Here is a 1,722-nt window from a genome sequence, read left to right as displayed (position 1 = left end):
TGCATCCCCACCTTAGCTATATCCGCTGAGAGCTTATCCGACAGATAGACGTTGTCGCTATTATGCTCATAATAGATAGAGGGAGAGAGACGGAAGTAGCGACGCTTACCACCGGACTGCTCACGATACTCCCAAGGATCCTCTCCGCCATATCTATTGTCCTCCATACGCCTCCTATGCTGCCGATCGGCGACCCCGGTCGCACTTACTCGCAAGCTCCGGACAGGGCTGAGGATAAAGAGGTGATTGAGACTTGCAGCGCCGCTCTCATTAAAGCGATAGCGCACCAGAGGCAAAGGGATGTCAGTGGGGAAGTCGGTGATCAGAAATGGCGAGGCAGGAGTGGGTCGATAGAGGAGATCGTAGACGGTGGGGACGCCACCGTAAAGCCGCTCCACATCCTGACCGGTATTATTCCCTTCACCGACCAGCATGCTCTGTGATCTCCGGCGCACTAAGGTAGTGCTAATCTTAGACTCCAGCAGCAGGGGGGAAAGTCCTGATCCTATAGAGACTTCGCCAAAGGGTCGTGCCTTATAGTCCTTACTGAGACGAAGATTCATAGCCACATCCTTGCTGTCCGATCTCTTCTTGAGGATCCGCTCGTGAGTATGACGCTCCATGACATCGACCCCGGCGATCGCATCGGCAGGGAGGTTTTGAGTAGCCAGGTTGTACCGATTCTCCAGTAGGTCCTGCCCCTCTATATAGAGATGACTAATGGCACGTCCCTGGTACTTGATGTCTCCGCTGTTACCCACCTCCACTCCGGGGAGCTTCCTGAGCACATCCCCGATGGAGCGGTCACTCTTCACCCGAAAGGAGGAGACATCATAGCTTACGGTATCCTTATATGCGACCACGGGCGGAGCCTTTGCGAAGATCTCGGGGAGCTTGGTAGCGGTGGGCTCAAGCCGCAGCACCAGCTCGCTCCCACATCTCAGTCTATCCCGTCTCACCTCTGCTGACTTATAGCTCATCAGCGTAACGCTCAGCCTGGACACCGACTCACTGATCGTGAGTTCAGCCTGTCCTTGATCACCTGTGATAGCATAGCCTACGAGGGCATCACCCTCGTCGTAGAGGCGACAGAGTACACCCGGCAGAGGCATCTCGTCCTCTGCTGAGAGGATAGTCACATGTATGGTGCAGGGATCTGCTGTAGCCAGGAGTGGAGGAGTAAGCAATAGGAGGACAAGGAAGAGCCTGATCCTTATGCGGTGCCACATAGTCACTCCAGCTCTATGGGGTTGAAGGGAAGTGGCTTAATGCTCTTGAGTGTCTCCTCAGGGATCGTGACGCCCCTCATGCTCATCAGTCCGCGAGCGGGATCGGCACAGAAGTTCTTGTGCATTTGCAGGATGTGCCTCCGTGTCTCCTCAGGATAGTCCGTTCGGCGGTAGATGGGGACCGGATCCTTCTCCGGGACCGCAGAGAGCGACCCGAGAGTAAAGGAGTACTGACCTGCCGTGTCATACAAGCAGAAGATCAGACCCGGCAGGCCTGTAAACTTATAGGGACCATCCGGAATCGGAACTTCGGGGGCATACCAGGCCACATAATCCCTCCCGCGGAAGTGCGTCAGAGCCTTCTTGCACTTCACTCCGGCTACTATCGTGTCTCCGGGGGTCATAGACCACTCCATCTGGGGAAGGGGTTCCTCGTAAGCATAATCTTTCAGCCCGGTCGATGACACCACGAAGCAGCTGTCGGCACCGCGCA

1 protein-coding gene and 1 pseudogene are annotated in these 1,722 nt (G+C 55.7%); both read right to left on the bottom strand.

Features of this window, described 5'->3' with window-relative positions; translation table 11 throughout:
• A pseudogene (locus tag Q0F21_RS07740) lies at positions 1-1,229 on the bottom strand (hypothetical protein); the annotation flags it as partial.
• A 2-nt stretch (positions 1,230-1,231) separates the two neighbouring features.
• Positions 1,232-1,722 (bottom strand): GLPGLI family protein (locus tag Q0F21_RS07735; RefSeq protein ID WP_297238823.1); only part of this gene is annotated, 491 nt, incomplete at its 5' end.

This window comes from uncultured Porphyromonas sp. (genome assembly GCF_934359325.1).
Lineage (GTDB): Bacteria > Bacteroidota > Bacteroidia > Bacteroidales > Porphyromonadaceae > Porphyromonas_A.
This window is presented reverse-complemented; position numbering and strand designations above follow the sequence as displayed.